This window comes from Pseudomonas sp. A014 (assembly GCF_052378495.1).
Taxonomy (GTDB): domain Bacteria; phylum Pseudomonadota; class Gammaproteobacteria; order Pseudomonadales; family Pseudomonadaceae; genus Aquipseudomonas; species Aquipseudomonas machongensis.
Window position 1 is genome coordinate 3,206,064 of sequence record NZ_CP199001.1, and the last position, 26,086, is coordinate 3,232,149.

Annotated in this window: 17 protein-coding genes; 9 read left to right on the top strand and 8 right to left on the bottom strand. The window is 65.4% G+C overall.

The genetic code is table 11. The features are described from left to right. Together ACTYOL_RS14530 and ACTYOL_RS14535 are read right to left on the bottom strand one after the other, a co-directional pair. Positions 1 to 1,035 (bottom strand): acyltransferase family protein, encoded by a 1,035-nt coding sequence (locus tag ACTYOL_RS14530; RefSeq protein WP_444756481.1) that lies wholly within the window; start codon positions 1,033 to 1,035, stop codon positions 1 to 3. A 189-nt stretch (positions 1,036 to 1,224) separates the two neighbouring features. Continuing rightward, positions 1,225 to 3,525, bottom strand: coding sequence for a fatty acid cis/trans isomerase (locus ACTYOL_RS14535; protein ID WP_444756482.1), 2,301 nt, complete (start codon positions 3,523 to 3,525; stop codon positions 1,225 to 1,227). 173 nt (positions 3,526 to 3,698) lie between these two features. Between ACTYOL_RS14535 and metH the strand changes: the two genes are divergently transcribed. Next, the gene (gene metH / locus ACTYOL_RS14540) at positions 3,699 to 7,406 is read left to right on the top strand and encodes a methionine synthase (RefSeq protein WP_054890839.1); all 3,708 of its coding nucleotides are present in this window, start codon (positions 3,699 to 3,701) and stop codon (positions 7,404 to 7,406) included. Positions 7,407 to 7,460: 54 nt separating this feature from the next. Here metH and ACTYOL_RS14545 read toward each other — a convergent pair whose 3' ends face one another. Further along, on the bottom strand, positions 7,461 to 8,531 hold the full coding sequence (locus ACTYOL_RS14545) for a sigma-54 interaction domain-containing protein (RefSeq protein ID WP_112898426.1): 1,071 nt from the start codon (positions 8,529 to 8,531) through the stop codon (positions 7,461 to 7,463). A 339-nt stretch (positions 8,532 to 8,870) separates the two neighbouring features. On the opposite strand from ACTYOL_RS14545, the gene ACTYOL_RS14550 reads away from it, so the two are divergent. The 6 genes from ACTYOL_RS14550 (at position 8,871) to ACTYOL_RS14575 (ending at position 17,863) form a co-directional block, all read left to right on the top strand. Then, a complete protein-coding gene (locus ACTYOL_RS14550; protein WP_444756483.1) occupies positions 8,871 to 9,944 on the top strand; it encodes an ABC transporter substrate-binding protein in 1,074 nt (357 codons plus the stop codon). Positions 9,945 to 9,966: 22 nt separating this feature from the next. Further along, positions 9,967 to 11,190 (top strand): lipase family protein, encoded by a 1,224-nt coding sequence (locus tag ACTYOL_RS14555; RefSeq protein ID WP_444756484.1) that lies wholly within the window; start codon positions 9,967 to 9,969, stop codon positions 11,188 to 11,190. A gap of 12 nt (positions 11,191 to 11,202) precedes the next feature. Continuing rightward, positions 11,203 to 12,402: an LLM class flavin-dependent oxidoreductase gene (locus ACTYOL_RS14560; protein WP_200603262.1), complete on the top strand. Its 1,200-nt coding sequence runs from the start codon at positions 11,203 to 11,205 to the stop codon at positions 12,400 to 12,402. Positions 12,403 to 12,406: 4 nt separating this feature from the next. After that, complete coding sequence (locus tag ACTYOL_RS14565) at positions 12,407 to 13,960, top strand: ABC transporter substrate-binding protein (protein ID WP_444756485.1); 1,554 nt, start codon at positions 12,407 to 12,409, stop codon at positions 13,958 to 13,960. Positions 13,961 to 14,191: 231 nt separating this feature from the next. Continuing rightward, complete coding sequence (locus ACTYOL_RS14570; RefSeq protein WP_444756486.1) at positions 14,192 to 16,744, top strand: TonB-dependent receptor plug domain-containing protein; 2,553 nt, start codon at positions 14,192 to 14,194, stop codon at positions 16,742 to 16,744. A 30-nt stretch (positions 16,745 to 16,774) separates the two neighbouring features. Further along, complete coding sequence (locus ACTYOL_RS14575; RefSeq protein ID WP_197891062.1) at positions 16,775 to 17,863, top strand: LLM class flavin-dependent oxidoreductase; 1,089 nt, start codon at positions 16,775 to 16,777, stop codon at positions 17,861 to 17,863. Between the two features lie 69 nt (positions 17,864 to 17,932). Here ACTYOL_RS14575 and ACTYOL_RS14580 read toward each other — a convergent pair whose 3' ends face one another. Genes ACTYOL_RS14580 through ACTYOL_RS14600 form a run of 5 tightly spaced genes read right to left on the bottom strand, consistent with a single transcriptional unit; the run spans position 17,933 to position 22,369 of the window. After that, the gene (locus ACTYOL_RS14580) at positions 17,933 to 18,688 is read right to left on the bottom strand and encodes an ABC transporter permease (protein ID WP_054890847.1); all 756 of its coding nucleotides are present in this window, start codon (positions 18,686 to 18,688) and stop codon (positions 17,933 to 17,935) included. Then, complete coding sequence (locus tag ACTYOL_RS14585) at positions 18,688 to 19,893, bottom strand: ABC transporter substrate-binding protein (protein ID WP_153773820.1); 1,206 nt, start codon at positions 19,891 to 19,893, stop codon at positions 18,688 to 18,690. The genes ACTYOL_RS14580 and ACTYOL_RS14585 overlap by 1 nt, the downstream gene beginning before the upstream one ends. Then, positions 19,880 to 20,701, bottom strand: a complete 822-nt coding sequence (locus ACTYOL_RS14590) for an ABC transporter ATP-binding protein (RefSeq protein ID WP_054890849.1) — start codon at positions 20,699 to 20,701, stop codon at positions 19,880 to 19,882. The genes ACTYOL_RS14585 and ACTYOL_RS14590 overlap by 14 nt, the downstream gene beginning before the upstream one ends. After that, the gene (locus ACTYOL_RS14595; RefSeq protein WP_200603260.1) at positions 20,698 to 21,762 is read right to left on the bottom strand and encodes an acyl-CoA dehydrogenase family protein; all 1,065 of its coding nucleotides are present in this window, start codon (positions 21,760 to 21,762) and stop codon (positions 20,698 to 20,700) included. The genes ACTYOL_RS14590 and ACTYOL_RS14595 overlap by 4 nt, the downstream gene beginning before the upstream one ends. Before the next feature lie 46 nt (positions 21,763 to 21,808). Beyond that, positions 21,809 to 22,369, bottom strand: coding sequence for a carboxymuconolactone decarboxylase family protein (locus tag ACTYOL_RS14600; protein WP_153773823.1), 561 nt, complete (start codon positions 22,367 to 22,369; stop codon positions 21,809 to 21,811). 102 nt (positions 22,370 to 22,471) lie between these two features. Between ACTYOL_RS14600 and ACTYOL_RS14605 the strand changes: the two genes are divergently transcribed. Next, positions 22,472 to 23,386: an AraC family transcriptional regulator gene (locus tag ACTYOL_RS14605; RefSeq protein WP_200603259.1), complete on the top strand. Its 915-nt coding sequence runs from the start codon at positions 22,472 to 22,474 to the stop codon at positions 23,384 to 23,386. Between the two features lie 219 nt (positions 23,387 to 23,605). Next, positions 23,606 to 26,023, top strand: a complete 2,418-nt coding sequence (locus tag ACTYOL_RS14610; protein WP_200603258.1) for a glucose/quinate/shikimate family membrane-bound PQQ-dependent dehydrogenase — start codon at positions 23,606 to 23,608, stop codon at positions 26,021 to 26,023. The last annotated feature ends 63 nt before the right edge of the window (positions 26,024 to 26,086 follow it).

Sequence of the window (26,086 nt, forward strand, 5' to 3'; positions counted from 1 at the left end):
CTAGTAATTGACTCGGGATAGTGCAGGCGCCACCTGCCGTGTCCCGCGCGCCCCGAACCAGGCCTTGAGGCGCCGATACAGGCCACGCTCCAGCCACTGGTAGCTGAACCACGACATTAGTCCGATTGACGGTACGCAGAAGGCGAACACCAGATACGGATTGAGCCGCAACCGCTGGCTGATGAACCAGCCGCCCCACAGCACCAGCACGTGGGTGAGATAAACCGAATACGAACAGTCCCCCAGCGCCCTGAGCACCCGATTGCCGCGAAAGTACGGCTCCAGCGCGATGAAAGCCAGCACCACCATCGCACTCGGCAGGCCCCAGTGCAGCAGGCGCTGCGAGGCGTCGAGCTGGTACAGCGCAAACCCCGCCGCCGCCAGCACCGCCAGCGGCAGCCAAAGCCCCTCGCGGATCAGTCCGCGTCGGTACAGCACACCCAGACCGATGCCCAGCAGGAACTCGTAGATGATGTCGTTGTTGTAGAAGCGGCTGAGCACACCCAGGCGCCCCAGCACCTCGCTGACCAGCAGCAGCGCCGCGGTGACCAGCACCAGGTGATGACGCTGGCGTACCAGGAACGCCAGGCCGAACAACAGGTAGAAGAACATCTCGAAGTTCAGCGTCCAGCCCACATTGAGGGTGGGGTAAAGCCCGTAGCCACCCGGGTTTTCCGCTGGCACGAACAACAGCGACAGCACCAGGTGCTGCCACTCGAACACCTGATGCGGCATCCAGCGGCTGGCCACCAGCAACAGCAGCGCCATGAGCAAGGTGTAGAACCAGTACGCCGGGACGATGCGCAAGGCGCGGTTGAGCAGGAATTCGCGCGGGGCGATCTCCTTGTCGCGGGTCGAGAGGTAGATCACCAGGCCGCTGATGACGAAGAAGATGTCGACCCCCACCGCACCGCGCTCGGCGAGCAGGCGGCCGACGGGGCCTTTGGCATTGAAATCGAAGAAGATCTGCATGAAGTGGTGGCAGACCACCACCCAGGCGGCGAACGCCCGAAGCGCTTGAAGCGAATACAGCATGGGTTGTCCTGCGGTTCTTGGTGCATTCAGGCCCACAGGCGAGCATTGCTCGCGCGAATCACGGAACCCGCCTGCTCCCGCCTGTGGGAGCGGGCTTGTTCCGCGATGGGCTGCAACGCATCGCCGGGGCCACCCACAGGTCCGACCGCAGAAAGCCGGGAAAGGTCGGACGCCTTTCCCGGCAATCGATCAGAGGTTCTCGTAGCGGTTCATGTCCAGCACGCCCGCCTCCACCGGCTCGGTTTCCTTGATGTAGGTGTTGAGGTCGTGGAAGTACCGCCAGAACTGCGGGTGGCTGCGGCGCACGCCCCAACGCTCGACGATACGCTCGAACTTGCCTTGGTCGTCACGCGCAGCCTCCAGGTCCTCGACGAACTCCGGCACATCGCTGGCCGGAATGTTGAAGATGAAGTTCGGGTAGCTGCTGAGCACGCCCGGATACAGGGTCAGGGTGTCCAGCCCCGGCTGGTAGCGATAGGCCTCGCCCAGCAGGAAGGCGACGTTGCTGTGCGCGCGGTTGCGCAACAGGCTGTAGACCTGACGCTGACCGCCCTGCCCTTCGATGCGCAGCATGGTCGCCTCGGGCAGTTGGCCGATCACCTTGAGCCCTGCGGCCGGGCGCGACACCAGGCGACTCAGGCTCTGCTCCACATCACGAAACTCCTCGTTCATCTGTGGCCGCGAGCAATAGGCGCCGGTGCAACGGTTGATCGGATCGGGCGCTGCGTTCAGGCTGCCGGTGCGTTGCAGCAGCTTGAGGCCGAAGTCGCGCGTGGCATTGTGCTCGTTCAGTTGCAGGGCGCTTGGGGTATCGGTGTCGATGTCGGTGTAGTCGAGCCACATCTTCACCTTGCCGCTGTTCTGGTACCAGTCGCTGAGGATCGCGCCGCGTTTATTGGCCGGCATCAGGCGCAGGAAGTTGACCTCGGCGCCGTTGCGGATCAGGTCGAAGTACAGGCGCGTCTGCAACTGGTGCGAGACATTCCCGTACACGTCGAAGTTGACCGCCAGTTGATAGTAGGTGCGCTCCAGCAGCGGGTAGTCGAACAGCCAGATGGTCAACGGCACGTCACCGATCAGCCCCTTGCTCACCGAGGCGCTGTCGAAGTGACGGAAGATGCTGAGCAACGCGTTGTCGTTGCCTGCCCACAGCGTCGACCAGCTCGGCGCTGGCATTTCGGCGTAAGCCTCGCGGCGCAGGGTCTCGTAGTCGTTGCGCTTGTCGCGGTAGGCACGCCACAGGCTCAGTACGCTGCCGACATCGTCGATCTGCCCCGGCATGGCCAGCAACGGCGTGGCCTGGCCGCGGTAGGCGGCATCGGTGACGTAGCGGTCATGGGCCGGCTCCTGGAACAGCGCCCAGAAGTTGTCGCGGATCACGTCAGTGGCGATCTGCCCGCGGCACACCGGGCCACGGATGAAGGTGCGCACGAAGTACTCGGCGTTGTCGAGCATGAACTGGTAGCGCGCCACCGCCGGGATCGCCTCGAAGGTCTCGAACGGGTTGGCCCGGCGCTGCGGGCCATAGCCCGGCAGCGAGGTGGCGCGCCAGTCGCCGCTGTAGAACAGCTGCTTGACCCGCTTGAGCTTCTGCGGCCCCATCGGGTAGGTGATGTGCGTCTTGTGCACGATCACGCCCTGCACCGGGATCAACCGGTAGTAGAAATCATTGCCCGGCGGGTCGTTGGGGCGGCGCGTGGCGATCACGTCGACCGGCTGGCCACTGGGCGTGCGCGAACGGACCCACTGGAAGAAGTGCCCCTGCTCGCCGCCGACGAAATAGATGTGCGCCAGGAACAGATGCTCGTACAGCCAGCGCCCGACCAGCGCCTCGGTGGAGCCCGGACGGTTGAGCAACGCCTCCCAATCGGCGATCTGCTTCGCTTCGCTGGGGCTTGGCTGGATCGGTTGGTACTCGACCGGTGCACCGGCCGCCAGCCAACGCTGCAGGGTCGAATATTCCTGGTCGGTCAGCCCGGTAACCGCCAGCGGCATGCCCTCTTTCGGGTGCGCACCGGCATAGGCGTCGAACTCGTGCGGCAGCGGGCACATGTTGTTGCGGTTCAGGCCCAGGACGATCTCCTCGGGCAGCTTGGCGTTAGGCGTGAGCGGCGTCTTGTGGCCCAGTTCGAGCATGCGCGCCATCAGCGCGGCCTGGCTGCCCTGGTTGTCGAGCACCGAGTAGAAGCCTTTCTTGCGCCAGCCCTCTTCATTCTGCGCGTCATAGAACAATCGCGTGGTGGCGACCGCCTGGCTGCGCTCGCCCTGGTACACCGGCACCTTGGAGGCGCCGCGCTCGGCACCTTCTGCGCTGCCCAGGTTGAGCTGGCAGGCGGCGTCGTTGCAGGCGTGGCAGGCCACGCACTTCTGGGTGAAGATCGGCTGGATGTCACGGGTATAAGAGATGGCCGAGCTCGATTGAGGGGCCTGCGCCAATGCTGCGCCGCTGACGAGCAGGGCGAAGATGGCAACGATAAAACGATGCACCATGTGCCGAATGTCCTGGTTCTTGATAGCTGTCACGATTTGCCTTTCTGTCCCTGGGACTGAGCCTTGGCACCACCAACATGAATCAAATTCATGAGACCGGGCGATGCGCCTAAAATCCGTGCAGCTTTGTTATTATTCCGCACTTCCGTTATTTGTCCGACCAGGTAGTTCTCATGTCCGACCGCAGCGCTCGTCTCCAAGCACTCCAGCATGCCCTCAAGGAGCGCATCCTGATTCTCGACGGCGGCATGGGTACTATGATCCAGAGCTACCGCCTCGAGGAAGACGACTATCGTGGCACGCGCTTCGCCGATTGGCCAAGCGATGTTAAAGGCAACAACGACCTGCTGCTGCTCACCCAGCCCGATGTCATCGCCGCCATCGAGAAGGCCTACCTGGACGCCGGCGCCGATATTCTCGAGACCAACACCTTCAACGCCACGCAGATTTCCCAGGCCGACTACGGCATGGAAGCGCTGGTGTACGAGCTCAACGTCGAGGGCGCGCGCATCGCCCGCCAGGTGGCCGACGCCAAGACGCTCGAAACCCCCGATCGCCCGCGCTTCGTCGCCGGCGTGCTCGGCCCGACCAGCCGCACCTGCTCCATTTCCCCGGACGTCAACGACCCCGGCTACCGCAACGTCACCTTCGACGAGCTGGTGGAAAACTACATCGAGGCCACTCGCGGCCTGATCGAAGGCGGCGCCGACCTGATCCTGATCGAGACCATCTTCGACACCCTCAACGCCAAGGCGGCGATCTTCGCCGTGCAGCAGGTGTTCGAAGATGACGGCATCGAACTGCCGATCATGATCTCCGGCACCATCACCGACGCCTCCGGCCGTACCCTGTCGGGCCAGACCACCGAAGCCTTCTGGAACTCGGTGCGCCATGCCAACCCGATCTCGGTCGGCCTGAACTGCGCCCTGGGTGCCAAGGACCTGCGTCCGTACCTGGAAGAACTGTCGACCAAGGCCGGCACCCACGTGTCCGCGCACCCCAACGCCGGCCTGCCCAACGCCTTCGGCGAATACGACGAAACCCCGGCGGAAATGGCCGCCGTGGTCGAGGAGTTCGCTGCCAGCGGTTTCCTCAACATCATCGGCGGTTGCTGCGGTACTACCCCGCCGCACATCAAGGCCATCGCCGAGGCCGTGGCCAAGTACCCGCCACGGGCCATTCCGGACATTCCCAAGGCTTGCCGCCTGTCGGGCCTGGAACCGTTCACCATCGATCGCCAGTCGCTGTTCGTCAACGTCGGCGAGCGCACCAACATCACAGGTTCCGCCAAGTTCGCCCGGCTGATTCGCGAGGAAAACTACACCGAAGCCCTGGAGGTTGCCCTGCAGCAGGTCGAGGCCGGCGCCCAGGTGATCGACATCAACATGGACGAAGGGATGCTCGACTCCCAGGCCGCCATGGTCCGCTTCCTCAACCTGATCGCCGGCGAGCCGGACATCTCGCGCGTACCGATCATGATCGACTCCTCCAAATGGGAGGTGATCGAAGCGGGCCTGAAGTGCATCCAGGGCAAGGGCATCGTCAACTCGATCTCCATGAAGGAAGGCGTCGAGCAGTTCAAGCACCACGCCCGCCTGTGCAAGCGCTACGGCGCCGCCGTGGTGGTGATGGCCTTCGACGAGGTCGGCCAGGCCGACACCGCGGCACGCAAACGCGAGATCTGCCAGCGCAGCTACGACATCCTGGTCAACGAAGTGGGCTTCCCGCCCGAAGACATCATCTTCGACCCGAACATCTTCGCCGTCGCCACCGGCATCGAGGAACACAACAACTACGCCGTCGACTTCATCGAGGCGTGCGCCTACATCCGTGACCACCTGCCCTACGCGCTGTCCAGCGGCGGCGTGTCCAACGTGTCGTTCTCGTTCCGTGGCAACAACCCGGTGCGCGAGGCGATCCACTCGGTGTTCCTCTACCACGCCATCCAGAACGGCCTGACCATGGGTATCGTCAACGCCGGCCAGCTGGAGATCTACGACGAGATCCCGCCGGCACTGCGCGAGAAGGTCGAGGACGTGGTGCTCAACCGCACCCCCGAAGGCACCGACGCCCTGCTGGCCATCGCCGACGACTACAAGGGTGGCGGCGCGGCGAAGGAAGTGGAAAACGAAGAGTGGCGCTCGATGCCCGTGGACAAGCGCCTGGAACACGCGCTGGTCAAGGGCATCACCGCCTACATCGTCGAAGACACCGAGGAGTGCCGCCAGCAAGCGTCGCGCCCCATCGAAGTCATCGAAGGCCCGCTGATGAGCGGCATGAACGTGGTCGGCGACCTGTTCGGCGCGGGCAAGATGTTCCTGCCGCAAGTGGTCAAGTCCGCGCGGGTGATGAAGCAGGCGGTGGCCCACCTGATCCCGTTCATCGAGGCCGAAAAAGGCGACAAGCCCGAAGCCAAGGGCAAGATCCTCATGGCCACGGTCAAGGGCGACGTGCACGACATCGGCAAGAACATCGTCGGCGTGGTGCTGGGCTGCAACGGCTACGACATCGTCGACATGGGCGTGATGGTCCCGGCCGAGAAGATCCTGCAGACCGCCCGCGAGCAGAATTGCGACATCATCGGCCTGTCCGGCCTGATCACCCCGTCGCTGGACGAGATGGTCCACGTCGCCCGCGAGATGCAGCGCCAGGACTTCCACCTGCCCTTGATGATCGGCGGCGCCACCACCTCCAAGGCGCACACCGCGGTGAAGATCGAACCCAAGTACGCCAACGACGCGGTGGTCTACGTTACCGACGCCTCGCGCGCCGTGGGCGTGGCCACGCAATTGCTGTCCAAGGAGCTCAAGCCTGGCTTCGTCGAGAAGACCCGCCAGGAGTACGTGGAAGTGCGCGAGCGCACCGCCAACCGCAGCGCCCGCACCGAGCGCCTGAGCTACGCGCAGGCGATCGCCGCCAAGCCGCAGTACGACTGGGCCAACTACCAGGCAGCAGTGCCCTCCTTCACCGGCGTCAAGGTGCTGGAGGACATCGACCTGCGCGAACTGGCCAAGTACATCGACTGGACGCCGTTCTTCATCTCCTGGGACCTGGCGGGCAAGTTCCCGCGCATCCTCACCGACGAGGTGGTCGGCGAAGCGGCTACCGCGCTGTACCAGGATGCCTGCGACATGCTCGAGAAGCTGATCAGTGAAAAACTCATCAGCGCCCGCGCGGTGTTCGGTTTCTGGCCGGCCAACCAGGTCGCGCATGACGACATCGAAGTCTATGGCGACGACGGCAAGCCGCTAGCCACCCTGCACCACCTGCGCCAGCAGACCATCAAGCCCGACGGCAAGCCGAACTGGTCGCTGGCCGACTTCGTCGCACCGAAGGACAGTGGCATCAGCGACTATGTGGGCGGGTTCATCACCACCGCCGGCATCGGTGCCGAGGAAGTGGCCAAGGCCTACCAGGACAAGGGCGACGACTACAGCTCGATCATGGTCAAGGCGCTGGCCGACCGCCTGGCCGAGGCCTGCGCCGAATGGCTGCACGAGCGCGTGCGCAAGGACTACTGGGGTTATGCCAAGGACGAGCAACTGGACAACGATGCGCTGATCAAGGAGCAGTACAGCGGCATCCGCCCTGCCCCGGGCTATCCGGCGTGCCCGGATCACACCGAGAAAGAGACCCTGTTCCGCCTGCTCGATGGCACGGCCATCGGCGAAACCGGCCCCAGCGGTGTGTTCCTCACCGAGCACTTCGCGATGTTCCCGGCGGCAGCGGTCAGCGGCTGGTACTTCGCCCATCCGCAGGCGCAGTACTTTGCCGTCGGCAAGGTGGAGAAGGACCAGATCGACAGCTACAGCGCCCGCAAAGGCCAGGATGTCAGCGTGAGCGAGCGCTGGCTGGCGCCGAATCTGGGCTACGAAGGCTAAGCGGGCTGCGTGGGGTGCTCAGGCACCCCGCGGCCCATGCCGAGCAAGCCTCGGCTACCCGGCTTTCCCCAGCTCACCGATCTTCTCCAACCGCGCCCGCACGATGTTGCGGCTGATATTGAGCAAACGCCCAGTCTGCAACTGGTTGCCATGGCAGTAGCGGTAGGCCGCGCGAAACACCGTCTCCTCGATATGCTCGTACAGGTTCGGCACGTTCTGCTCGAACAGCGCCAGCAGTGCGCTTTCCAGGCTCACCGGCGCCGCTGCCGCTGCTGGCAATCCTGCCGTCACGGCCACTTCTCCCGGCAACACCGCCTGCGGGCGCATGTCCACCAGGTGCAGGTCCTGCGGTGCCACCACCTGCTGCCTGCACACCAGCAAGGCGTGATGGATGGCGTTTTCCAGCTCGCGGATGTTGCCAGGCCAGCTATGCGCCAGCAGCTTGCGCTCAGCCTCGAGACTCAGTGATGCGCGGTCATAGCCCAGGCGTCGGCAGTGCTCCTCGATGAAGAACTCGGCCAGCGGCAGGATATCCCCAGGTCGCTCGCGCAGTGGCGGCAGGCGGATGGTCGCCACGTGCAGGCGGTAGAACAGGTCCTCGCGAAAATGCCCGGCCACCACCGCGTCGGCCAGGTTGACGTTGGTCGCCGCCACCAGCCGCACATTGATCGGGATCGGCGTGCGTGAGCCCAGGCGCACTACCTCGCGCTCCTGCAGTACGCGCAGCAGCTTGACCTGCATGTTCAACGGCAGGTCACCGATTTCATCGAGAAACAGCGTGCCGCCATTGGCGGCCTCGAACCAGCCGGCCTTGTTCGAGGTTGCGCCGGTGAAGGCACCCTTTTCGTGGCCGAACAGTTCGCTCTCCACCAGGGTTTCTGCAAAAGCGCCGCAGTTGACCGCCACGAACGGCTCACGGCCACGGCGGCTCAGGTGATGGATGTGGCGGGCAACCAGCTCCTTGCCGGTGCCGGTCTCGCCGATGATCAGGGTGTTGGCCTCGCTCGGGGCCAGGCGCTCAATGCGGCTGAGCAGCTCCTGCGAGCGTGGGTCCTTGAAGACGAGCACGGTGGCACGTACCGACTTGGTCAGCTCTCGAGCATTGGGGTGAGTGATCAGCGACATGATGCATTCCTGGCAGTTGAAGCGCGCCCTCATAGTGCACGAATAAATTTAGACCCAAAAATTATTAATAAATATTTATATATTCGAAATTGACATATTAAAAAATCAACACCTCGATTGCTGCTGGAGCAGCAGCGGGGCAGCAATGGCCTGCGCAGGGATCAGCAGCCAGGCCATCGCGAGGGCTCTGGGTTGAGGACCTGAAGGCCTAGTGCCACCGGGGCTGGAGCGGATCCGGGCCGGTGCTGGCATGCATTTCGCTCAAGGGGAGGTAACACCCTGTTGGTGGTTGGGACTGCACCGCAGCCCCGACCCCACCACCACCTCCTGGAGCCGCATATGAACAACCCCTGGCGTCACGCCCTGGCCCTGCTCACCGGCCTGCTACTGAGCTTCTCCACCGTCGCCGCCGAAGCCCCGCCCGCCGTGCGCATCGCCATCGTCGCCTTCACCCAGGGCGGCGCGCCGGTATTCGGCGGCATCCCTGGCCGGGTCATCGAAGAGGGCTGGCTGGCAAAACAACTGGCCGAGCGCGGCATCAAGCTCGAATGGGTCGCCCTGCCCCACGCCGGCGCCGGTCCGCAGATCAACGAGGGCTTCAGCAACAACAGCCTGGACTTCGCCGTGCGCGGCGACCTGCCGACCGTGATCGCCGGTGCCGGTGGCGTGCCGGGCAAGCTGGTCGTGCCCGGTGGTAGCGGCAACAACATCTACCTCGTCGTGCCCACCGACTCGCCAGTGCGCAGCATCCAGGACCTCAAGGGCAAGCGCCTGGCCCTGCACCGTGGCCGTCCGTGGGAGTTCGCCTTCAGCAATTTCCTGCACAGCCAGGGCCTGAGCCTGGCCGACTTCAAGATCGCCAACCTCAACCCGCAGGTTGGCGCCGCCGCGGTGTCCGCCGGCAAGGTCGATGCCGCCGTGCTGCTCAACGAAGCCTATGCCCTGGAAGACAAAGGCGTGGCGCGCATTCTCTGGTCGACCAAGCAAGGCGCCAACGACTGGCGCCTGGTCTCCGACCTGTTCGGCACCGACCTGTTCGTCGAGCAGCACCCCGACCTCACCCAACTGGTCGCCACCGCCTGGGTCAAGGCCGCCTGGTGGATCTCCCAGGCAGAGAACCGCGACGCCTACTACAAGCTCTCCTCTCGCGCCGGCATTGCCGAAAGCGTGCTGCGCCGCGATGACCAGGACGACCCGGTGGCCTGGAAAGACCGCTGGGCACCGAAGACCGACGCCCAGCTCGAAGCCCATTACCAGGCCCTGGCCCGCTACGCCCTGGAGAACCGGCTGATCCGCACGCCCTACGACATTCGCCACGACCTCGCCACCCACTTCACCCGCCAGGCCCTGCAAGACCTGCAGCTCACCGGCTACTGGCCTGCGGTCGCCACGCAATTGAGCAAACAACCCTGAATTTCCGAAAAGAGACCCGTCCATGAAACTGCCTGCCACCCTCGTTTTCAGCCTTAGCGCCCTGGCCTTTTCGATCAGCGCCCTGGCCGCCCCGACCTACGCCCCCAAGCCCGACCCGCAGCAAGGCGACGGCCGTGTCTCGGCGTTCTACAGCTGGAGCGAAGTGATCCCCGCCGCCCCCGGCAAGCTGCTACGCAGCGAGCCGCTGGAGCAGACGCTGAGCCTGCCCAGCGCCGCCAGCGCCCAGCGGATCCTTTACAGCTCGCTGGACGGACGCGACGGCAAGACCCCGGTCGTGGTTTCCGGGGCGCTGTTCATCCCCAAGGGCAAGGCACCCGCTGGCGGTTGGCCGGTGCTGAGCTGGGGCCACGGTACGGTCGGCGTTGCCGACATCTGCGCGCCGTCCTGGGCCGGGCGATCCTACCGTGACGTGCAATACCTCGACCGCTGGCTCAAGGAGGGCTTCGCCATCGTCGCCACCGACTACCAAGGGTTGGGCGTGCCCGGTGGTCACCCACTGCTGAACAACCGCACCGCCGCCTACGGCATCCTCGACGCTGCGCGTGCCGTGGTGCACGGCGTGCCGGGCCTGGCAGACAAGGTGCTGATCGTCGGCCAGTCCCAGGGCGGCGCCGGGGCCTTCGCCGCAGGCGCCTATGCCGCCACCTACGCGCCGGAGCTGGGCGTCAGGGGCAGCATCGGCACCGGAGTGATCTACACCGTCGGCTCGAAGAACGTCGTTGAACAGGACAACAACAAGGTCGACCCGTCCCTGGCCTATGGCTTCTACACTTTGCTCGCCGCGCAGCAGTACGACCCGAGCATCGACCCTCGCGATCACTACACCGACAAGGCCCTGCCACTGTTCGAGCAGGCCCGCAGCAGTTGTCTGTCCTCGCTGGTCAGCGACGTGGTCGGCACCGGCCTTACCACCGCCAACACCAAGAAGGACTACCAGGGCGACAAGCTCAAGCCATGGCTGGCGCAGGTCTCCTACCCGACGCTGAAGCTGGCGCAGCCGATCTTCATCGGCACCGGCGCCGAGGACCAGACTCCCACCGCCGCCAGCCAGGCCAAGCTGATGCAGGACGCCTGCGACGCCGGCTCCATCGTCGAAGGCCACCTGTACAAGGGCCTGGGCCACAGCGAGACCGTCAACGCCTCGCTCAAGGATTCGATCCCCTTCGCCCACAAAGTCATCAACGGCGAACCCATCACCCCGATCTGCAAACCGACAGTCCAGTAAAGGAGGCCCGACATGAGCATCGAGTTCTTCACCCGCCTGCCACTGCATGGCGAAACCCAGTTTCTTCCCGGCGACAGCCGCAACCGCGGCGACTGGCACCCTGGCGGGCCGAGCACCGGCGCGGTATCGGGGTTCGCCGTGGGTGATCACTTCACCTACATCGACTACCTCGGCCAGGTGGCCCGCGCCGCCGAGATCAACGGCTTCGGCGGTGCGCTGATGGTCAACGCCCCCAGCGGCGAGGAGCCCTGGACGGTGTGCTCGCTGCTGGCCCGCGAGACCCGGACGCTGCAGTTCGTCACGGCCTTCCAGCCCTATCACTACACGCCCTGGGTCGCGGTGCAGCAGGCAGCGACCTACCAGCGGGCCACCGGCAACCGCCTGGTCTGGAACATCATCAACGGCGGCTCGGACGCGATCCAGCGCCAGGTTGGCGACTACGAAAGCCACGATGACCGTTATGCGCGCGCCACCGAGTTCATGGATGTGGTCAGGGGCTACTGGCACAACGAGCAGTTCCACTACGACGGGAAGTACTACCACGCCGACGGCGGTGGCCTGCGCGGGCCGCTGAAGAAGGCCGAGTTGCCGCTGATCTGCACCGCTGGCTCGTCGGTCGCGGCGCGTGAGTTCGCCGCCAAGCATGCCGACTTCTACCTGATGCGCGCCGAGCACCCGGACGAAATCGCCGCGCTGATCGCCGACATCCGCGCCCGCGCATTGAAGTACGGACGCAACGACATCCGCTTCGGCCTGTCGATCGATGTGATCGCCCGCGAGACCGAGACCCTGGCCCGCGCCGAGGCGCAGCGCTTCTTCGACGAAGGCATCGCCAAGGGCGCGGTCAAGGCCAGGGCCGCCCACGCTGGCCTGCGCACGGCACGCAAGCTCAGCTACGAGCAAGGCTTTACCGACAAGGGCGATACCCCCGGCATCGACGACTTCTTCATCCATCCGAATGTCTGGACCGGCTTCGGCTACATCGGCATCCCACCCGGCTGCGCCCTGGTCGGCAGCTACGAGAACGTGGTGGCGCGGATCCGCGAGTACAACGCCATCGGCGTCGACCTGTTCTTCCTCGCCGGCTACCCGCACCTCGAAGAGGCCTATCGGATCGGCGAGCACATCCTGCCGCACTTCCGTGGCGAGCGCGCCGCCCTCGCCCGCCTGCCTGAAACGCCCGTGCAACTGCACGCGGCCAACGGAGCCTGAGCCCATGACCAGGGACGGTTACCCCCTGAGCCGGCGCAGCTTCCTCGGCCATACCGGCGTGCTGGCGGGCGGGCTGCTGGTCGGTTGCGGCCCCAGCGACACCCCGGCCACCGCTGTCGCCGACCCGCCACGACACGGCGGGCGCCTGCGCCTGGGTATCATCGACGGCAACCAGAGCGGCAACCTCGACGCCCACAAGCCCATCGGCAGCGGCATCGTGCGAGGCTTTGCGCTGTACAGCAAACTGTGGGAATGGGACGAGCAGATGCAGCCGCGCCTGGCCCTGGCCGAGTTCGCCGAGCCCAACGCCGATGCCAGCGGCTGGACCCTGCGCCTGAAGCAGGGCCTGGAGTTCCACCATGGCAAGACCATCGATGCCGACGACCTGATCTTCTCCATCCGCCGCCTCACCGATCCGCAACTGGCCTCGCCCTATGCAGCGCTGCTGCACTGGGTCGATCGTGACCATCTGGAGAAGCTCGACGAGCGCACCGTGCGCCTGCGTTTTCGCGAAGGCCGTAGCTACCTGCCGCTGCCCGAGACCTGGGTCAATTTCGGCGGCATCGTGCCGGTGGACTACCATCCGGTCAGCAATCCAGTCGGCGCCGGGCCGTTCAAGCTCAAGAGTTTTACCCCTGGGCAACGCTCGCTGTTCACCCGTTTCGACAACTACTTCAAGCCGAACAAGCCTTACGCGGACGAGTTGGAGATCATCGACTTCAAGGATCAGACCGGGCGCCTGGCGGCCCTGCGCGCCGGGCAGATCGACATGGCCAACGTCATGTCCACCGAGCACCTGCAGGTGCTGCAGGCCGACCCGCGGCTGACCCTGCTCAAGTCGGTGAGTGGCAACTGGCTGTCGTTCGACATGAACACCGCCAAGGCGCCGTTCGACGACCCACGGGTACGCGAGGCCTTCCGCCTGCTGGCTGACCGTGAGGAACTGGTACGCCGTGCGCTGAACGGTCAGGGTCGCGTGGCGAATGACCTGTACGCCCCCTTCGACCCAACCTTCAACAACGCCCTCGGCCCGCGGCCGCACGACCCGCAGCGGGCCGCGCAGTTGCTGCGCGAGGCAGGCCACGAACAGCTCGAGGTGGAGCTGGTGACGACACCCGGGCCGGGGCTCGCCTCGGCGCTGGTGCTGGCCGAGCAGGCCAAACGCATCGGCGTCACCCTCAAGGTGCGCCAGGTTGACCTGGCAACGTTCCAGGGGCCGCAGCGCGACGACTGGACCTTGAGCACCGGGGGCAGCATCGGTGCGCCGTTCCTGGCCAGCGCCATCCATACCGATGCGCCGTTCGCGGTGGCCAACAAGACCCACTTCCACGACGCGCAATTCAGCGAGGCGTTTCTCGCCGCCATGGCCCAGCCGGACCTGGAAAAGCGCAAATTGCTGGTGCATCGCGCGCAAGAGATCCAGTACCAGCGCGGCGGGATGCTGATCTGGGGTTACGCCGACCTGCTCGACAGCGTCAGCAACCGCGTCGGCGGGGCGCAGCCGGAGCGCTCGCTGTTCAGTACCTGGCGGTTCGAAAGTTTGTGGCTCAAGTCATGATCACGCGCTGTCTGGGCCGGCCCTATCGCGGGACAAGTCGGGGCGCCGAACCGCCGCTCCCACCGATACCCCACCGATCTCCCAGACCACGGGGTACCTGTGGGAGCGGCGGTTTGGCGCGCCGACTTGTCCCGCGATAGGGCCGGCACAACCCCCACATAACCCCAAAAACAACCGCAGGCGCGGCTGCGCCCCACCTCCATTCCACCTTACCCGAACGAGGCCCACTCCATGCCCCGCGCAGCCCTGCACCCTGCATTCGCCCTGCTGGCCCTGGCCAGCACCCCGTTGCTGGCCGACGACACGGTCCTGCAAACCGTCACCGTCCAGGCCGAACAACCCGACGACGACGCCCTGCCCACTCGCCCACCCTCATCGATCTACGGCGGCCTCGAAGCCAAGGTGCTCGACACCCCACGTTCGGTCACCCAGGTCAACGCCGAGCAACTGGCTCGCGACCCGATCCGCAGTGCCGACGACCTGGTCAAGTACGCCCCCGGCATCACCCGCGGCGGCGGCCAGAACGCCGGTATCGCCCCGCAGATGCGCGGCCAGAACAGCGAAGTGTTCCAGGACGGCCAGCGCGCCTATGGCGTACGCCACCCTGCCAACTTCAACGCCTATGAGGGCGCCGACATCGTGGCCGGCCCCTCCTCGGTCACCTACGGCTCGGTCAGCGGCAGCGGCGGCTACGTCAACTACCTGAGCAAGAAGCCCGACTTCGAACGTTTTCGCACCAAGCTCTCCGGCGAAATCGGCAGCTGGATCCCCGACGGCGAATCGCGCGATGCGACCAAATTCAGCATCGACAACACCGGCCCAATCAGCGACAACCTCGCCTACCGGGTCAGCATCACCCGCCAGCGCCAGGAAGACTTCTACGACAACGTCGAGAACAACTTCGACGCCTTCTACGGCGCCCTGGCCTTTCGCAACGACCATGTGCGTGTGGACTGGAACGCCGCCTACGACGATTACTACGACTACAACATCACCCACGGCTGGAACCGCGCCACCCAGGACCTGGTCGACCACGGCAAGTACTACGCCGGCCGCGCCACACCGATCATCCAGAACGGCAATACGCTGTGGTCGCCGGTGCTGTCCTCCGGTGCCAGCGACGCCCAGGTGCTGGGCTGGGTGCAACGCCAGCGCAATGCCCAAGGGCAGTATTCGGTGGTCAACGGCAGCTTCCAGGGCGCCTCGCCCAACACCCAGGCCAACCCCGGCAGCCTGCGCGGCTGGGTCTACGACCCGTCGCTGGCAGGCAACGGCCTGACCTCGCTGTCGTCGCAGACCGGCCAGCGCGCCCAGGATGAGAACCGCTCAAGACGCTTCACCACGCAACTGCGCATCGAAGGAGAGCTGACACCGTCGATTACCCTGGCCAACAGCACCTTCTACCAGCACTCCACCGACACCACCGATGCGGTAGGCGCCTTCCAGGTCCAGGGCAAGGACGACATCTTCGACAACCGCTTCGAGTTCCGTGCCCGCGGGCAATGGCAGCTCGGCGGTCTGACCCTGGTCGACGACAGCAACAGCGGCCTGATCTATCGCCGCGAATCGAACCAGTCGATCGCCGCCAACAACAGTTTCGGCTCGACCATCAACGCCTACGACCTGACCCAGGACCCGCGCCTGAAAAACCCCGGCGACCTGCTCGGCCTCGCCGGTCGCAACCCCGCCGGCGGCAACGCGGCCTGGATCGGCCAGCCCGGTGTGGCGCAGTTCTCCAACCTCTACGGCTGGCTCAACCTGCCGGCCATGTACCCGGCCGGGCATGGCCTGTACGCCGAATCCATCGCGCCGTACACCGCCGACAGCACCTGGACCACCAAGACCCTGTTCAGCCAGCACAACCTGCGCCTGGGCGAACGTGCAGGCCTGAACATCGGCGCCAGCCGCAGCTGGATCGACGCACGCATCGAGAACCCCTTCGTGGTCAATGGCGCCAGCCAGCGCAAGGATGCAAACAACTACCGGCTGTTCTCGGTCCAGGTCAGCCCCTACGTCAAGCCCACCGACAACAGCACCCTGTACTACACCTTCGACCGCTCGCTGGCGGTCAACACCGGTTTCTTCACCAACGGCCTGGGCTGGGGCAGCGGCGCCGGCGCCAACCAGCTCAACCCCCTGGCGTTCCAGAGCCTGAGCGTATTGCACGAGCTTGGGCTGAAGGTCGAAGCCGTGCCCGACCAGTTGTTCCTGACCCTGGCGGCCTATCGCCAGGCCCGCGACCAGGCGCCGGACAGCAACAACAACATCGCCCGGCTGATCGTCAAAGGCCTGGAAGCGACGCTGCGCTACCAGGACGAACACCTGCGCGGCGGCCTCAATCTCAGCCGCATCAGCGCCTACAACGAGTTCACCAGCCAGGCCGGCTTCGCCTCTGCAGGATTCATTCCCGACAACGGCACCGTGTTCGGCGACAACAACAGCCTCAACCAGCGCCCCTCGGGCAAGTTCGATGCCGTGCAGATCCCCGAGTACAACGCCGGGGGCTATGTGGACTATCGCTTCGACTCAGGCTTTGGCGTGGAGCTGTCCGGCTGGTGGACCAGCAGCTGGTACCTGAACCTGAGCAAGACGGTGAAGGTGCCCGACGAATACAACCTCGACCTGGCCGTGTACTACCGCCAGCCGCAGTGGGGGGTGACGCTGCGCATGCTCAACGTTACCGACGAGCTGAATTTCGTCAGCGGCCTGGCCGGCTCCACCAACACCTTCCTGCAACCCATGCCGGGCCGAACCCTGCTGGCACAGGTCGATTACCAGTTCTGACCCTCAACCCCACACCCGGGAGGCTTTGCCATGTCCATCGAATTCGTCGGTATGATCTTTCCCCGCCAGTGGTCCGAGACTCGCGGCGTACGCACGCCCGACTTCGACCTGCCGTTCATTCGTCATCATGCCCGCGCCCACGAGCACGCCGGGTTCGACCGGGTGCTGATCGCCAGCGGCCCCGGCAGCGCCGACAGCTTGCAGATCGCCGCCTACGCCGCCGCGCACACCGAGCGCCTGGGCTTCATGATCGCCCACCGCCCGGCCCTCACCGCCCCGACCGTGGCGGCGCGCGCCTTCGCCACCCTCGACCACACCACCGGCGGCGGGCGTATCCGCCTGCACGCGATTACCGGGATCACCGCCGAACCCCAGGAAGGCGACACCCTGCTGGACAAGACCGAACGCTACCAGCGCACCGACGAATACCTGGAAATCGTCCGCCGCACCTGGACCGCCGAAGCGCCGTTCGATTTCGAGGGGCGCTACTTCAACATCAAGGGCGCGTTCTCGCCGGTCAAGCCGCTGCAACAGCCGCACATCCCGATCTCGTTCGGCGGCTCGTCGGACATCGCCTACCAGATCGCGGTCAAGCACGCCGACCTCTACGCCCTGTGGGGCGAGCCGTTGAGTGGCGTGGCCGAGCAGATCGCCAAGCTCAATGCGGCCGCCAGCAGCGCCGGGGTGGCAGCGCCGCGGGTAAGCCTGTCGGTACGCCTGATCCTCGGTGCCACCGAGGAGCTGGCATGGCAGAGAGCGGAGCAGATCCTGGCGCAGATCAAGGCCAACCCGCAGTTCGCCGCCGACAGCCCGTGGAGCAAGCGCATCAAGGGCACCGGCTCCGAGCGCCTGCTCGCTGCTGCAGCACGCGCAGACCGGCATGATCGTGCTCTGTGGATGCCGACCGCGACCGCGGTCGGTGCCTATGGCGACACCACTGCGCTGGTCGGCACACCGGAAACGGTGGCGCAGGCCCTGCTCGACTATGTCGACCTGGGCGTGACCACCTTCCTCAACCGTGGCTACGACCCGCTGTACGACACCGTGGACTATGGACGCTGGGTGATTCCGGCGGTGCGAGAAGAAGTGCGGCGACGCCAGGCCCGCATCACACGCTGACCGTCAGCGCCGCCACAGGTGGGGCGCTGCCCGGTGTGCGGCGCCCAACCTGCGGGCGCCAGCAACATCTCAGGCATGTACCCAGCGCCGATGCAGCCCGCGCGCCAGCGCATCGAGCATGAAGCCCAGCACACCGATCAGCAGCACCATCGCCATCAGCTCCGAATAGGCCAGGCGGTCACGGGTGTCGAGGATGAAGTACCCAAGGCCCGCGCTGACCCCGAGCATCTCGCACGGCACCAGCACGATCCACAGGATGCCGATCGCCAGGCGCACACCGGTCAGCACATGGCCAATCACCCCTGGGATGATCACCTTGCACAGGGTTTCCCAGCGCGTGGCACTCAAGCTGCGCGACAACTGCAACCAGCGCGGGTCGAGCTGACGCACGCCTGCGGCGGTGTTGAGCAGGATCGGCCACAGCGCGGCGAACGCGAGGAGGAAGTAGATCGGCTGATCGCCCACCCCCATCAGCATCACCACCACCGGCATCCACGACAGCGGCGAGATCATCCGCAGGAACTGGAACGCCGGCGTGGTCGCCGCCTCCAGATGCCGGTAGCTGCCCACGAGCAAACCCAGCGGTACACCGATCAGCAGCGCCAGCAGCAGGCCGATGAGAATACGCTTGAGACTCACCCAGATGTGCCCGTAGACCTCGCCATGGCCCAGCAGCTCGACCAGGCTCTCCAGCGTCGCCTGGGGCGAGAAACGCGCCGACAGGCCGTCGGCCTCGCCGAACACCTGCACCCCCGCCCACCACAACAGCAACAGCACCGCCAGCCCGGCAAGGCCCAGGGCGCCATGTACGACATGCTTGCGCATCAGACCGCGAACTCCTCGCTACGCTCGAAGTTGTCGGCGATGCCGAACACCGACGGGCCACCCACGGCGGCGATGGCGTTGCGCACGAAGCGGTCGTCCACCAGGTCGCGCGCGGTCTGCGCCGGATCCAGCCCGGCGAGGAAGCCGCTCTCGCCCTCGATCAGGGTGTTCTTCAAGCGCTTGACCAGCTCCTCGGTGTAGCTGGGGAACGGGTACGGCTGGAAGTCGATGCGCTTTTCGTCCCACTGCTGATGCTGGATCGCACCGCTGGCGATGTAGCCGGCGCGGTCTTCGGCCGAAGGCGCCAGGACCTTGGTCAACACCGCAGGCTCGTGCGGGGTGTATTTGTTGGGACCGGCCTTGGACAGCAACGCCGCGGCCTCGGCGCGGTGATCGCGGGTCCATTGCTGCGCCTTGACGATGGCGTTGACCACCTTCTGCGACCACTCCGGACGATTGTTCAGGTCATGCTCGTGCATGAACACCACACAGCATGCATGGTTGCGCCAGACATCGCCGGTGAAGCGCTGCACGCGCCCGACCTTGAGATTCTCGGCCAGGGCATTGAAGGGTTCGGCGACGATGTAACCGGCGATGCGCTTGCTGGCGAGCGCTGGCGGCATGTCCGAAGGCGGCAGTACCAGCAGGTTGACCTCGTTGGCCGCCAGTTGCGCGTTGGCAGGCTTGGACACAGGCGTCAGGCCGTTGTCACTGAGCATCTGTTGCAACACCACGTTGTGGATCGAGTACCAGAACGGAATGGCGACGGTCTTGCCACCGAGCTGTTTCATGTCGGTGATGTCCGGCGCAACGGTCAGGCCCGAGCCACCGACGTGGTTCCAGGCCACGACCTTGGCCGGCACCTTGCTGCCATAGCGGGCCCAGACCGTCATCGGTGACAGCAGGTGAATCACGTTGACCTGCCCGGAGATGAACGCTTCGATCACCTGCGCCCAGCTGCGCAGCAGCACCGGACGCTCGGCCTTGATGCCTTCGGCCTCGAACAGGCCATTGTTGTGCGCCACCAGCAAGGGCGTGGCGTCGGTGATCGGCAGGTAGCCGATGCGTACCGGCGCGTCCGGCTCGGCGGCAGCGCGTGCCTGCAGGCTCGACAGCATCGGCAAGGCGCCGGCGGCGGTGAGCATGGCGCTGAGCTTGATGAAATCGCGACGCGACGTGGAAGAGCAGCAATCATCCATGCACATGGGCAGGCTCCGACGACAGGGGGGAAGAAGATGTTGAGGTGGGGCGGCTCGCCTGCCGTAGGGTTTTCAGGATCTCGATGCGCAGCGCGCCCAGCTCCTCGACCCGCTGCGCGCGCGGCTGCGGCAGGTCGATGTGCCATTGCCCGAGGGTGCGCGCCGGGTGGTTGCCCAGTAGCAGCACGCGATCGGACAACAGCAGGGCTTCGTCGATATCGTGGGTGATCAGCACCGCCGCGGTGTTGTGGGTGGCGATCAGTTGCAGCAGCAGTTGCTGCATGTCGGCGCGGGTCACTTCATCGAGTGCGCCGAAGGGTTCGTCCAGCAGCAGCACTTCGGGCTGGCGCGCCAGGCAACGGGCCAGCGCCGTGCGCTGGGCCATGCCGCCCGACAGCTGCGCCGGATACTGGCTGCGCGCATGGTTCAGGCCCACTGCCTCGATGGCGTGGTCGATCCGCGCACGACGCTCGGCCGCCGCCAGCGCAGGCTGACGGGCGAAATCCAGGCCAAAGGCCACGTTCTTTTCAAGGCTCAGCCAGGGCAGCAGGCTTGGATCCTGGAAGGCAACGGCCAGACGCGGGTGCGGCCCCTGCAGGGGCTCGCCGTGCAGTGACACCGCACCGCCACCAGGCTGCTGCAGACCGGCCAGCACGCGGAGCAGGCTGGACTTGCCGACACCGCTGGGGCCGAGGATGGTCACCACTTCGCCCGGCGACAGCTTGAGGTCGAACTGTTCCAGCACCGCCTGCCAGCCGCCCTCGCGGGGGTAGCCCAGGCTGATGGCGCGGGCTTCGAGCAACACGTCGGTCATACGTTCGCCGCCTGGCGTTGCAGTTCGGCGCGCAGTTGCACCAGGCTCGGCGTGACGATCGGCACGAAGGCCGACTCGCGCCAACGCCGGGCGAAGCCTTCGCCATAGGCGGTGAGATAAGCCTTGCCGCCGCTGGCCTGAAGCTCCATCTGCACCGCATCGGCGGCGCTTTCGGCCAGGGTGATGCGCAGCTTGAACAGTGCCGCGGGCTGGTTGAGGAAACGCCCGTCGAGCAGGCCCTGCTTGAGCTCGCCGACGGTATTCTCCAGGCGCTCGCGCAACACCTGTTCCGCTTCGGCGAGGAACGAACCGCGCCCTTGCAGGTGTTCGCGCACTTCATCCAGGGCGCGACGGGTCAGGCCGATGGACATGCCGCACTGCAGCGCCAGGAATGCCGGCCGGACCCGAGGCAGGAACTCGCGGGCGTTCTCGTGCAACAGCCAGGTCCGGTCCAGAGCGACCTGGTGGAACGCCAGCGCGGCGGTGCTGCTCGACTGCAGGCCCATCAGTTGCAGGTCGTCGGAACGCTCGAGGCCCTGACTGCTGGACGGGATCGCCAGCACGAAAGGTGCCTGGCCCGCTTCAGCCTCGATCGCCGCCGCTACCACGAAGCCACTCTTGCGCAGGTTGGTCACCCAGTGCAGGCGGCCTTCAAGGGTCCAGCCCTCGCCCTCGGTACGCGCCTGCACTTGCAGGGCTTCGATACCGGAGAGGAACTTCATGGCATTGGACAAGCCAGTGGCGCCGGCCAGTTCGCCGGTCAGCAGGTCTGGCAGCAGCCGCTCGCGCAAGGCCTGGTTGGGGCTGTGCAGCAGGTATTCGATGAAGGCCCGCTGCCCCCAGCAGACGAAGGCCGAGGCCAGCGAGCGGCTGGCGATGGCAGCGATGGCCTCCACGGCGTCGGTGACGTCACCGCCCGAGCCGCCAAGTGCCGGATCGACGCCAACCCGCAGCAACTGCGACTCGGCGATTTGGGCCAGCACCAGGTGCGGGTCGCACTGGCCCTGGTCGATTGCCTCGGCATTGGCATCCAGCCATTGTCGAAATGCAGAATCAAGCATGTCCCTACTCCTTTGAAAACGCCGGCGCGCCGGCACCAGGCGTGGATTACGCCGAAGGCTGCCAGCGGTACTTGCTCAACTCGTCGTTGAGCGGCGTCTGGGCGAACACATTAGCAAAGTTGCACAGGGTTGCGAGACTCACGCCCAGAATCACTTCCAGAGCATTGCCTTCGCTGAAACCTGCATCGCGGAAGGCCTGATAGGTGGCATCGCTGACATTGCCACGGGTGGCGATGACTTCACGGGCGAACTCGGCCAGGGTTTCGTAGCGCGCATCAGGCAGCTCGCCACGCGCACGCAGGGCATCGACCACCTCCTGCGGCAGCTTGGCCTTGTTCAGGGCCACGGCGGTGTGGCCGGCAACGCAGAAGTCGCAACCGTGCTTGGTAGCAGCGATCAGTTGCACCACTTCGCGCTCGGCCAGGGTCAATTCGGACTTGCCGTTGAGGGCCGAAACCGTGACGTAGGTTTCCAGGGCCGCCGGGGCGTTGGCGAGAATGCCCAGCAGGTTGGGGATGAAGCCGGAATTCTTCTGGGCGGCTTCAAGGAAGGGACGTGCAGCTTCCGGGGCGCTCTGCAGAGTGTGTAGAGTAATGCGCGAGGACATGGAGTAGTCTCCTTTGATGTGTGTCCATACAGTCTGTTGGTTATAAGAAATAGCATCCATATTCATCAGTCGCCTTTCCTTGCTCCTGAGTCTTTGCATTAGATGATTTCGTCCTGCCACCTTGTCGATTGGTTATTAGAGGGCCTGGAGCTCGACGCCAGCCTCTTTCACGTCGGGCGCTACTGCGGCGGCTGGCACGCCAGCACCCAGGGCATGGGCCGGGCCAGCTTTCACCTGGTGGTTCAGGGACACTGCTGGCTGCACATCGACGGGCAACCGGAGCCGATCCGCCTGGACAGCGGTGATGCGGTGTTTCTGCTGCGCGACCTGGCCTACAGGCTCTCCAGCGACGCCGACCCCGTCGATGCCTGCGCCCAGCCGCGGCGCACCATGCAGGCGCTGGACCTCGACGCAGGGGACGGCGTGGGCCTGGTGTGCGGGTTCTTCCAGTTCCAGTCGGGGCTGTCGTCGCTGATCGTCGAAGGGCTGGCCGACTGGATCCTGCTGCGGGCCAGCGAACCGGCCGGCAGCGCCGCGCGAGCACTGTTCGAACTGATCCTGGAAGAGTGCCGCCGCCAGCCGACACCGTCGCAGACGTTGCTCGAACGCCTGACCCACCTGCTGTTCCTCTATGTGCTGCGCCAGCAGGCAAATGGCGGCCAATCGCTGGGCGGGCTGATCGCCCTCGCCCGCCAGCCGGCCTTTGCCGGCCTGCTCGAACGCCTGATCGAAGACCCGGGCCAGAGCTGGTCGCTGGAGAGCATGGCGGCCTGCACCGGGCTTTCGCGTTCGGCGTTCTTCAAGCGTTTCAACGAACTCGCCGGGCAGTCGCCGGGCCAGGTGCTGCTGGCCTTGCGCATGCGCCATGCCTGCCAGTTGCTGCGCGCAGGCAATACCGTGGAACAGGTTGGCGCCCAGGCGGGCTATCAATCCGTGGCGGCCTTCACCCGAGCATTCGCAAAAGCGATCGGCATGCAGCCGGGTGCCTACCGCAAGCAACACGAACTCAAGCGCTGATTTCGACGTAATGCGACCTTGCGCATGCGACGTTGGTCGAATGTTTAAGCAATGTCGTTCGCCCAAAGTTAGCTACATTTAGCCGCTGGATTACTGGTTTTTCCCGAAGAAAAGCTTGTAAGCGCCTGCGACAATCCGTCACCGAATAAAATGTACTAACTTGTTAATTAGCTTGCTAAGGGCTTAGACTTCACGCATTCCACCTGCGAGATCCTTGGCATGAACGACACACCCCGCGCTTCTGGCGCCTCCACATTCCTCCTGGTCGGGTTGGGCGTGATCATCGCCCTGCTCGGTCTGCTCCTGGCCGCAGGCGGCGTCAAGCTGGTCGGCCTGGGCGGTTCCTGGTACTTCTTGATCGGCGGCCTGGCGATGGCCATCGCCGGCCTGCTCATCGCCCGTCGCAAGCCTGCCGGCGCATGGCTCTACGCCGTGTTCCTGCTCGGCACCGTTATCTGGGCACTGGCCGATGTAGGCCTGGTGTTCTGGCCGCTGTTCTCGCGGCTGTTCATGTTCGGCGCCATAGGCCTGGTGGTCACGCTGATCTATCCCCTGTTGGTGGGTGCCAACGGCGGCAGTCGCGGCCGACGCGCCTATGCTTTGGCTGCAGCACTGGCAGTGGTACTGGCCATCGCCGCAGGCAATATGTTCGTCGCTCACCCCAGCGTCGCACCGACCGGCAACGGCCCTGGCTTGACCGCCGTGGAACCGGGCAAAGAGCAGAAGGACTGGGCGCACTACGGCAACACCGAAGGCGGCAGCCGCTTCGCCGCGCTGGACCAGATCAACCGCGCCAACGTCGACAAGCTCAAGGTGGCCTGGACCTACCACACCGGTGATGTCGCGATCAGCGACGGCAATGGCGCCGAAGACCAGCTCACCCCGCTGCAGGTCGGCGACAAGGTGTTCATCTGCACCCCGCACAACAACCTGATCGCCCTGGATGCCGACACCGGCAAGGAGCTCTGGAAAAACGCCATCAACGCGCAATCCAAGGTCTGGCAGCGCTGCCGTGGCCTGGCCTACTTCGATGCCACCGCGCCAATCGTCCAGCCGACCCAACCGCACAGTTCGCCGATCACCGTTGCCGCGCTGCCGGCGGGCGCCAACTGCCAGCGCCGCCTGCTGACCAACACCATCGACGGTCGCCTGATCGCGGTGGATGCCGACACCGGTGCCTTCTGCGAAGGCTTCGGCAACAACGGCCAGGTTGATCTGAAGGCCGGCCTGGGTGACGTCCCGGATTCCTATTACCAGCTTTCCTCGGCGCCACTGATGGCTGGCACCACTGTGGTGGTTGGCGGGCGGGTCGCCGACAACGTCCAGACCGACATGCCCGGCGGCGTACTGCGCGGCTTCGATGTAATGACCGGGCAGATGCGCTGGGCCTTCGATCCGGGCAATCCGCAGGACCGCAACGCCCCCGCCGACGGTAGCACCTACGTGCGCAGCACCCCCAACAGCTGGGCGCCGATGTCGTACGATCCGGCGATGAACACGGTGTTCCTGCCGATGGGCTCCTCCTCCACCGACATCTACGGCGTGGAGCGCAGCAAGCTCGACCACACCTACGGTGCCTCGGTGCTGGCCCTGGACGCCACCACCGGCAACCAGAAGTGGGTCTACCAGACCGTGCACAACGATCTCTGGGACTTCGACCTGCCGATGCAGCCAAGCCTGATCGACTTCACCAAGGACGACGGCAGCACGGTGCCGGCAGTCGTGATCGGCACCAAGGCCGGGCAGATCTACGTGCTCGACCGCGCCACCGGTACACCGCTGACTCAGGTCGATGAAGTACCGGTCAAGCCGAGCAACATCCCCAACGAGCCCTACTCGCCGACCCAGCCCAAATCCGTCGGCATGCCGCAGATCGGCGCGCAGACCCTGACCGAGTCAGACATGTGGGGCGCCACCCCGTACGATCAACTGCTGTGCCGCATCGACTTCAAGAAGATGCGCTACGACGGCCTGTACACCGCCCCCGGCACTGACCTGTCGCTGAGCTTCCCCGGCTCGCTGGGCGGCATGAACTGGGGCAGCCTTTCGACTGATCCGGTGCACGGCTTCATTTTCGTCAACGACATGCGCCTGGGCCTGTGGATCCAGATGATCCCTTCGCAGAACAGTGGCCAGGCAGCCTCCGGTGGCGAGGCGCTGAACACTGGCATGGGTGCCGTGCCGCTCAAGGGCACGCCTTACGCGGTGAACAAGAACCGCTTCCTGTCGGTGGCCGGCATCCCCTGCCAGGCGCCGCCGTTCGGTACCCTCACCGCGATCGACATGAAGACCCGGCAGATCGCCTGGCAGGTGCCGGTCGGCACCGTCGAGGACACCGGCCCCCTGGGTATCCGCATGCACCTGCCGATCAAGATCGGCCTGCCGACGCTGGGCGGCACCCTGTCCACCCAAGGCGGCCTGGTGTTCATCGCCGGTACCCAGGATTTCTACCTGCGTGCCTACGACAGCAGCAACGGCAACGAGATCTGGAAGGCGCGCCTGCCGGTCGGCAGCCAGGGCGGGCCGATGACCTACGTATCGCCCAAGACCGGCAAGCAGTACGTGGTGATCACCGCCGGTGGCGCGCGACAGTCGACTGACCGTGGCGACTATGTGATTTCGTACGCCTTGCCATAGACCGCGTTGCTCCCTTCGCGTGCAAGTCGCTGCGGCCTGCACGCGAAGGGGCCCTCACAGACC